Source organism: Streptomyces sp. NPDC043908 (assembly GCF_056435525.1).
The window spans coordinates 1-7,525 of record NZ_JBWKEI010000033.1; the positions used below are offsets into that span (position 1 = coordinate 1).

General features: G+C 71.8%; 8 protein-coding genes. All 8 read left to right on the forward strand.

Annotation, left to right across the window (positions count from 1 at the left end):
- Window positions 1-110 precede the first annotated feature (110 nt).
- The 8 genes from AC069K_RS35545 to AC069K_RS35580 all read left to right on the forward strand — a co-directional run bounded on the left by AC069K_RS35545 (window position 111) and on the right by AC069K_RS35580 (window position 7,393).
- Window positions 111-755, forward strand: a complete 645-nt coding sequence (locus AC069K_RS35545; protein WP_478622960.1) for an HAD family hydrolase — start codon at window positions 111-113, stop codon at window positions 753-755.
- A 58-nt stretch (window positions 756-813) separates the two neighbouring features.
- Window positions 814-2,028: an MFS transporter gene (locus tag AC069K_RS35550; RefSeq protein ID WP_365114614.1), complete on the forward strand. Its 1,215-nt coding sequence runs from the start codon at window positions 814-816 to the stop codon at window positions 2,026-2,028.
- Window positions 1,997-3,163, forward strand: coding sequence for an acetoin utilization protein AcuC (locus AC069K_RS35555; RefSeq protein WP_365114616.1), 1,167 nt, complete (start codon window positions 1,997-1,999; stop codon window positions 3,161-3,163). The genes AC069K_RS35550 and AC069K_RS35555 overlap by 32 nt, the downstream gene beginning before the upstream one ends.
- A gap of 415 nt (window positions 3,164-3,578) precedes the next feature.
- A complete protein-coding gene (locus AC069K_RS35560) occupies window positions 3,579-4,394 on the forward strand; it encodes a phosphatase (RefSeq protein ID WP_478622963.1) in 816 nt (271 codons plus the stop codon).
- Between the two features lie 128 nt (window positions 4,395-4,522).
- The gene (locus AC069K_RS35565) at window positions 4,523-4,732 is read left to right on the forward strand and encodes a helix-turn-helix domain-containing protein (RefSeq protein ID WP_344078925.1); all 210 of its coding nucleotides are present in this window, start codon (window positions 4,523-4,525) and stop codon (window positions 4,730-4,732) included.
- Window positions 4,733-4,841: 109 nt separating this feature from the next.
- Entirely contained in the window at window positions 4,842-4,940 is a 99-nt protein-coding gene (locus AC069K_RS35570; protein ID WP_003948845.1) for a 30S ribosomal protein bS22, read from the forward strand.
- 252 nt (window positions 4,941-5,192) lie between these two features.
- On the forward strand, window positions 5,193-6,275 hold the full coding sequence (locus AC069K_RS35575; RefSeq protein ID WP_358837109.1) for an NAD-dependent epimerase/dehydratase family protein: 1,083 nt from the start codon (window positions 5,193-5,195) through the stop codon (window positions 6,273-6,275).
- A gap of 14 nt (window positions 6,276-6,289) precedes the next feature.
- The gene (locus AC069K_RS35580) at window positions 6,290-7,393 is read left to right on the forward strand and encodes a lysophospholipid acyltransferase family protein (protein WP_478622966.1); all 1,104 of its coding nucleotides are present in this window, start codon (window positions 6,290-6,292) and stop codon (window positions 7,391-7,393) included.
- The last annotated feature ends 132 nt before the right edge of the window (window positions 7,394-7,525 follow it).

Consider the following 7,525-nt stretch of genomic DNA (forward strand, 5'->3'; position numbering starts at 1 on the left):
GGGGGGACCCTGTGGGAGAGTAGGACGCCGCCGAACAAATTTTGGGAAAAGCCCCGTACCGGTCTCCGGTACGGGGCTTTTCTGCGTTTACCGGCGCTTAGGGTCGAACCATGCGCTATGACCTCGTCATCTTTGACAACGACGGTGTGCTCGTCGACAGCGAGCCGATCTCGAACACCATCCTCGCCGGGTACCTCACCGAGCTCGGTCACCCCACCTCGTACGAGGACTCCATTCGCGACTACATGGGCTCCGCCATGCACCGCGTCCACGATCTCGTCCAGGAGCGGACCGGGCAGGTGCTGCCCACCGACTTCGACGACACGTTTCATGCCCGCGTCTTCGCCGCCTTCGAGCGCGAGCTGAAGCCGGTGGCCGGGGCCACCGACGTCCTCGCGCACCTGGTGGCCGACGGTGTGCCGTACTGCGTCGCCTCCTCCGGCAGCCATGAGCGGATCCGGGTCGGACACCATGTGACCGGGCTCGACGAGTGGTTCGAGGAGGAGTGGGTGTTCTCCTCGCAGGACGTCGGGCGGGGCAAGCCGGCGCCGGATCTCTTCCTGCACGCGGCCGAGCGCATGGGTGTCGCCCCGCAGCGATGTGCCGTCGTCGAGGACAGTCCGCTCGGTGTGGAGGCCGCGCTGGCCGCCGGGATGGACGTGTACGGCTTCACCGCCATGACGCCCGAGGAGCGGCTCCAGGGCTCCACGGCCCTCTTCTCGGACATGGCACAGCTGCGCGAACTGCTCGGGTGATTCATCTACCCAGGAGTAGGGCACGGCCCTAGGCTGTGCGGCCATGACGGACGCGGCCATGAGTGACCCCCGCCTGCGGCACGGGCGGGCGGCTCTCACCTTCAGTTTCTTCGTGCAAGGCGTGGCCTTCGCGCTCCTGGTGACCCGTATCCCCGCGATCCAGGACCGGTACGGGATATCCGACGGGCTGCTTCCGGCCTTTCTCGCCGGGGTGCCGATCCTGGCGGGGGTCGGGAGCGTGGCCACCGAGCACCTGGTGAAGCGGGTCGCGCCGAGCGTCGCCCTGAGATGGGTGCAGCCTGTCGTCATGCTGGCGCTGCTCGGAGTCGCCGCGGGGGACCAGCTGGGCCAGGCGGCTGCCTCGTTCGCGCTGTTCGGGCTCGCCATCGGCGGGCTCGACGCGTCCATGAACATGTTGGGGATCAGCCTTCAGCACGCGTACGGCCGCAGCATCATCCTGGGCTTCCACGCCTCCTTCAGCCTCGGTGGGATCGTCGGCTCCTCGCTGGCGTGGTCGGGTGCGCACTGGCATCTGTCGCTGCTGGTCCTGTACCTGCCGGTCGTCGTGGTGCTGGTGCCGCTGTGCCTGGCGGGCAGCCGGTGGTACGTGGACGCGGCGCGCGGTGGCGAGAAGGCGCCCACCGAGGCGGACCCCGCGGGCGACGGACGCCGGCCCGTCGTCTTTCGGCTGCTGCTGCCCCTCTGCCTCGTCATGGCCTTCGCCTACATCGGCGAGTCGACGGTCGCCAACTGGAGCGCGAAGTACCTCCAGGACGTCCTCGGCAGCTCCGAGCAGCTGTCCACGGTCCCGTACAACGTCTATGTGGTCTCGGCGCTGCTCGGGCGGACCGTCGGGGATCGCGTGGTGCGGCGGTTCGGCCCGGTGACGGTGGTGCGGGCCGGCAGCGTGCTCGCGGGCGCCGGGTTCGCGGTGCTCGCGGTGGCACCCGGGCCGTGGGTGGGGATGCTGGGGTTGCCGCTGCTCGGGTTCGGGCTGTGCGTGATCGTGCCGCAGACCTTCGCGGCGGCCGGACGGCTCTTCCCGGGGGCCTCCGACGGCGCGATCGCGCGGATCAACATCTTCAACTACGTGGGGTACCTGGTCGGGGCGCCGCTCGTCGGTGGGCTCGGCGAGGCGTGGACCTATCGCGGCGCGATGCTGGTGCCGATGGTGCTGGTCCTGCTGACCCTCGTGTACGCCCGGTCGTTCGGGGCGGAGGGGGCCCGATACGGTGGCGGGCATGACCGGCCGCGCACTGTTGATGTGGGATGACGCCGTCACGGCGTACGACTTCGGACCGAGCCACCCGATGGACCCGGTGCGGCTCTCGCTGACCATGGGGTTGGTGCGGGCGTACGGGCTGGACAAGGCGGTGGACGTGGTGGCCGCGCCGGCGGCGGGGGACTCGACGCTGCGGCTCGTCCACCGGGAGGACTACGTGGCGGCCGTACGGGCCGCTTCGGCGGACCCGGACCGCGCGGACCAGGCGTACGGGCTGGGGACGGTCGACGATCCCGCGTTCGCCGGGATGCACGAGGCGTCCGCGCTCATCGCGGGGCAGTCCGTGGGGGCCGCGGAGGCGGTGTGGCGCGGGGACGCGGCGCACGCGGTGAACTTCGCGGGCGGGCTGCACCATGCGATGCCGGGCGGGGCGTCGGGGTTCTGCGTCTACAACGACGCGGCGCTGGCGATCGCGCGGCTCCTCGAACTGGGGGCGGAGCGGGTCGCGTACGTGGATGTGGACGTGCATCACGGGGACGGGGTGCAGGCGGCTTTCTGGGACGACCCCAGGGTGCTGACGATCTCCCTCCATGAGCATCCGCGGCTGCTGTTCCCCGGGACGGGGTGGCCGGAGGAGACCGGGGGCGCGGAGGGGACGGCCGTCAACGTGGCGCTGCCGGCCGGGACCGGGGACGAGGGGTGGTTGCGGGCCTTCCACTCCGTGGTGCCGGAGCTCCTGGCCGAGTTCCGTCCCCAGGTGCTGGTGTCGCAGCACGGGGCGGACACGCACTTCGAGGACCCGCTGGCGCATCTGGCCGTCTCGCTCGACGCGCAGCGGGCGGTGCAGGAGGCCTGTCACGCGCTGGCGCACGAGCATGTGGCGGGTGGGAAGTGGGTGGCGCTCGGGGGCGGGGGGTACGCCGTGGTGGACGTCGTGCCGCGGTCCTGGACGCATCTGGTGGGGGTGGCCGCGCATGCGCCGGTGCCGCCGGAGTCGGTGATTCCCGCGTCGTGGCGGGACGAGGTGTTCGCTCGTACGCGGCAGGTGGGGCCGGGGCGGATGACGGATGGGCGGGGGGTGTCGTGGCGGGGGTGGGAGTCGGGGTATGACCCTGCGGATCGGCTGGATCAGGCGATTTTGGCTACGCGGCGGGCGGTATATCCGTTGCGGGGGTTGTTGGCTTAGGGGGTTTTCCCCTACCCGCCCCTTCCCGTAACCCTCCGGGGGTGGGGGTGGTTGAGGTGGTCTGCCGGGGGCTGCACCCCCGGGCCCCCGTGCGGGGCCTGCGGCCCCTGCGCCCCGCTGGGGGTGTGTTTCGTCTGCGGGTGGGTGGGGGTTGCTCGCGCCGTTCCCCGCGCCCCTTAGGGCACGGGGCCTGCGGCCCCCTGTGCCTCGCCGGGTCGTGTTTGTCTGCGGGTGGGTGGGGGTTGCTCGCGCCGTTCCCCGCGCCCCTTTGTGGCACGGGGCCTGCGGCCCCTGTGCCCCGTTGGGGGCGTGCCGTAGGCCGGGCCCGGGCCGGTTGCGGCGGGGCGTTACGCCAACTGTGCGGTCTCCGGGGCGTTTTGGTCCACGGGGGTGGGGGGTGCGGGAGCATCGGGGGGTGTTGAGTACCGGGGCGCTGCGGGCGCATCTGTTGGCTGCTCGGTTGGCCGGGACCGTGGCCACCTCGCGGGAGGAGAGCCTGCGCAGTTATCGGCTCTTCGCCGCCCGGGACCCGCGCGTCACGCTCGGGCTCGATCCCGCGCGGGGGTGGGGCGAGCGGGACCTGCTGCGGCTGATGGCGGACAAGTGCGGGGTGAGCCCGGACCCGGAGCACGTGTCGGGGCCCGATGTGATCGACCCCGAGCGGACCCTCGCCGGGCTCGACGCGCTGGCCGCCAGGATCCGCGACGTGGCCGCGCGGCGCGGAGCCGTACTCTTCGGAACCGGGCATCCGCACCGGCTGCTGGCCTTCTACGCCGCTCTCGCGGACGCCTTGTCGGCGGCGGGATGTGATGTCCTCACCCCCGCGCAGGGGAGATGTGTCGACATAACGACCCGGTTCGGGGTACGCACGTACAACCTTGACTACGTACGAGGAGTCGCGCTGGTGCGGGAACCCGGCGCGCGGAGCGCCGGGAGTGCGACCGGCGCACATACCCACTCCCCGCTGCCCGTTCGGGTCGCTCTGGGGGCCGCCGCGACCCTCCGCGGGCGGCTGCCGGACCTGGTCGTGGGGGATCATGGATGGGTCTGCGGGGCAGGTCAGCTGGGTATCGAGGCGGTCGGTCTGGCCGATACGGATGACCCCGCGCTGTTCGTCGGGGAGGCCGAGGGGCGCGTGTCCGTAGCCGTTCCGCTTGATGACGCTGTGCGGTCTGATTACTACCGGCCGCTTACGCGCTATGTACTCAATCGAGCGTGTCTGTCCCGGTAGGCGGCCGTACGCAGCTCCTCTTCCCCACTCGCACCACCCGCCCCTAGTCTGGGGAGTGAGCGCACAACGACGAAGAGTCACCGGAGGGGAAGCCGGTGCGCGTCGGGTGCGGAAGGTACAGGTGGGTCATGGCTGCTGATCAGAGGCCTCTGAACGAGGTCGTGTTCCTGACCGTGGCGGAAGTCGCCGCGGTGATGCGCGTGTCCAAGATGACCGTGTACCGCTTGGTGCACAGCGGTCATCTGCCGGCGATCCGGGTGGGCAGGTCGTTCCGGGTCCCCGAACAGGCGGTGCAGGAGTACCTCCGAGAGTCCTTCGTGGGGGTGGAGACAGCCTGACGGATCCCTCGGTTACGACCTCTGCGCTCGGGCGGGTAGGCTAGCCCCTCGTAGGTCGTGTGGGCCCAGACGCCCCGCACCGAGTGAAGAGAAGTGAGCGAGGGTAGTCGTGGGCTCTGTTATCAAGAAGCGGCGCAAGCGGATGGCTAAGAAGAAGCACCGCAAGCTGCTCAAGCGCACCCGCGTTCAGCGTCGCAACAAGAAGTAAGCGACAGCTGTACGTGAACCCGCAGCCCTTCCGCCGTCCTGGTGGGAGGGCTGCGGTGCGTTTACCGGCCGCGTGTCCCGCGCGCCCTTCCGGTGGGCCGTGCGCCCGTGCCGGGTGCTCCGGGGCGGGCGTTTCGCCGGGCTTTCCGCCGGGCTGTCCCGGCCATGCGCGACCACGCGGTCGTCCCTTCCCGACCTTCAGCCGCTACCGTGGCGCCCAGGGTGCAACTCAGGCCAAAGGAAGGCGCTGATCTTGGGGAAGGTCGTGCTCGTCACCGGAGTGGCCCGGCAGCTCGGAGGCCGCCTCGTACGGCGCATCCAGCGTGATCCGGAGGTGGACCGGGTGATCGGCGTGGACGCCGTGCCGCCCGGCCACCATCTCGGCGGAGCCGATTTCGTACGGGCGGACATACGGCAGCCCGCCATCGCGCGCGTGCTGGCCGAGCACGCGGTGGACACCGTGGTGCACATGGACGTCACCGGGACGCCGCTGGGGGCCGGCGGGCGGACGTCCGTGAAGGAGACGAACGTCATCGGCACCATGCAGCTGCTCGGCGCGTGCCAGAAGTCGCCGTCGGTGCGGCGGCTGGTGGTGAAGTCGAGCACCAGCGTGTACGGGTCGGCGCCGCGCGATCCGGCCGTCTTCACCGAGACGACGATGCCGAAGTCGCTGCCCAGCGGCGGCTTCGCGAAGGACGCCGTCGAGGTCGAGGGGTATGTGCGCGGCTTCGCCCGGCGCCGACCGGACGTGGCGGTGTGCGTGCTGCGGTTCGCGAACATCCTGGGGCCGGGCGCGGACTCGCCGCTCGCCGAGTACTTCTCGCTGCCGGTGCTGCCGACCGTCCTCGGCTACGACCCCCGGCTCCAGTTCGTCCACGAGGACGACGTGATCGACGTCCTGCGCATCGCCGCGCACGAGCCCCGGCGCGGGACGCTCAACAGCGGCACCTTCAACGTGGCCGGCGACGGGGTGCTGCTGCTCTCGCAGTGCTCGCGGCGGCTGGGCAGACCGACCGTGCCGGTGCTGCTCCCGGCGGTGCGCTGGGTGGGTTCGGCGCTGCGCTCGGTCGGTGTGAGCGACTTCTCGCCCGAGCAGATCCGCCTGCTCACCCACGGCCGGGTGGTGAGCACCGCGCAGATGCGGGAGACCCTGGGGTTCGAGCCGAAGTACTCGACGGCGCAGACGTTCGCCGACTTCGCGCGCAGCCGGGGCCCCGGGCTGCTGCCGCCGGACGCGCTGGCGCGGGCCGTCGACGGGGTGGCGGCGCTGCCCTTCCGGCCGTTCGCCGGCGGCGCCCCCGCCCCTTCCCCCTTGTCCACTCCCGGCGCGGAATGAGGAGATCGACCACGATGGCGGACGCCAAGGTCATTCCGTTCGACGACGACCGCTCGCGCGGCGGCGCGCAGCGCCCGGCCCGCCGCCGCCCCGGCGGCCAGCGAGGCGCTGCTGCCCCGGACGCGTCTCCCGCCCCGGTGAGCGCCCTCCCGGGCCGGCAGGCCGTCTCCCAGGGCCCGCAGGGCGACCAGGACCCGCAGGGCGGCCAGGACGCGCGGGAGGCCGCTGAGGACGCCACGCCGCGTCCGGACGGCGCGGAGGTGCGGGAGCGGCCGGGGGCCCAGTGGGACCGCCGGATCGCGGGCGGGCTCGCCTTCCTGCGGCGGCGGATCACGGGTGAGTACGACGTCGACGAGTTCGGCTACGACGAGGAGCTCACCGACCAGGTCCTGATGTCGCTGCTCCGCCCGTTCTACGAGAAGTACTTCCGGGTGGAGGTGAAGGGCGTCGAGAACATCCCGGCCGAGGGCGGGGCGCTGGTCGTCGCCAACCACTCCGGGACGCTGCCGCTGGACGGGCTGATGATGCAGGTGGCGGTCCACGACCACCATCCGGCGGGGCGGCATCTGCGGCTGCTCGCGGCGGACCTGGTGTTCATGCTGCCGGTCGTCAACGAGCTGGCCCGCAAGGCCGGGCACACGCTGGCCTGCGCGGAGGACGCCCAGGCGCTGCTGGAGCGCGGCGAGGTCGTCGGGGTGATGCCGGAGGGCTTCAAGGGCATCGGCAAGCCGTTCAGCGAGCGGTACAAGCTCCAGCGGTTCGGGCGGGGCGGGTTCGTGTCGACCGCCCTGCGGACGGGCACGCCGATCGTGCCGTGCTCGATCGTGGGGGCCGAGGAGATCTACCCGATGATCGGCAACGCCAAGACGCTGGCGCGGCTGCTGGGCTTTCCGTACTTCCCGATCACGCCCACGTTCCCGTGGCTGGGGCCGGCCGGTCTGGTGCCGCTGCCGACGAAGTGGACGATCCAGTTCGGTGAGCCGATCCCGACCGAGGGCTATCCGCCGGAGGCGGCGGAGGATCCGATGCTGATGTTCAACCTGACGGACCAGGTGCGGGAGCAGATCCAGCACACGCTCTACAAGCTGCTGGTGCAGCGGCGGTCGGTGTTCTTCTAGCGCCTGGCTCTCGGTGGTGGTCGCTGGTTCTACGGGTGTGGGGGGGGGGGGGGGGGGGGGGGGGGGGGGGGGAAGGGGGGGGGGGGGGGAGGGGGGAGGGGGGGGGGGGGGGGGGGGGGGAGGGGGGGAGGA

Coding starts and splice junctions, on each gene's coding strand:
- AC069K_RS35565 (WP_344078925.1), top strand. CDS start 4,523: ATGGCTGCTGATCAGAGGCCTCTGAACGAGGTCGTGTTCCTGACCGTG.
- AC069K_RS35580 (WP_478622966.1), top strand. CDS start 6,290: ATGGCGGACGCCAAGGTCATTCCGTTCGACGACGACCGCTCGCGCGGC.
- AC069K_RS35555 (WP_365114616.1), top strand. CDS start 1,997: ATGACCGGCCGCGCACTGTTGATGTGGGATGACGCCGTCACGGCGTAC.
- AC069K_RS35545 (WP_478622960.1), top strand. CDS start 111: ATGCGCTATGACCTCGTCATCTTTGACAACGACGGTGTGCTCGTCGAC.
- AC069K_RS35550 (WP_365114614.1), top strand. CDS start 814: ATGAGTGACCCCCGCCTGCGGCACGGGCGGGCGGCTCTCACCTTCAGT.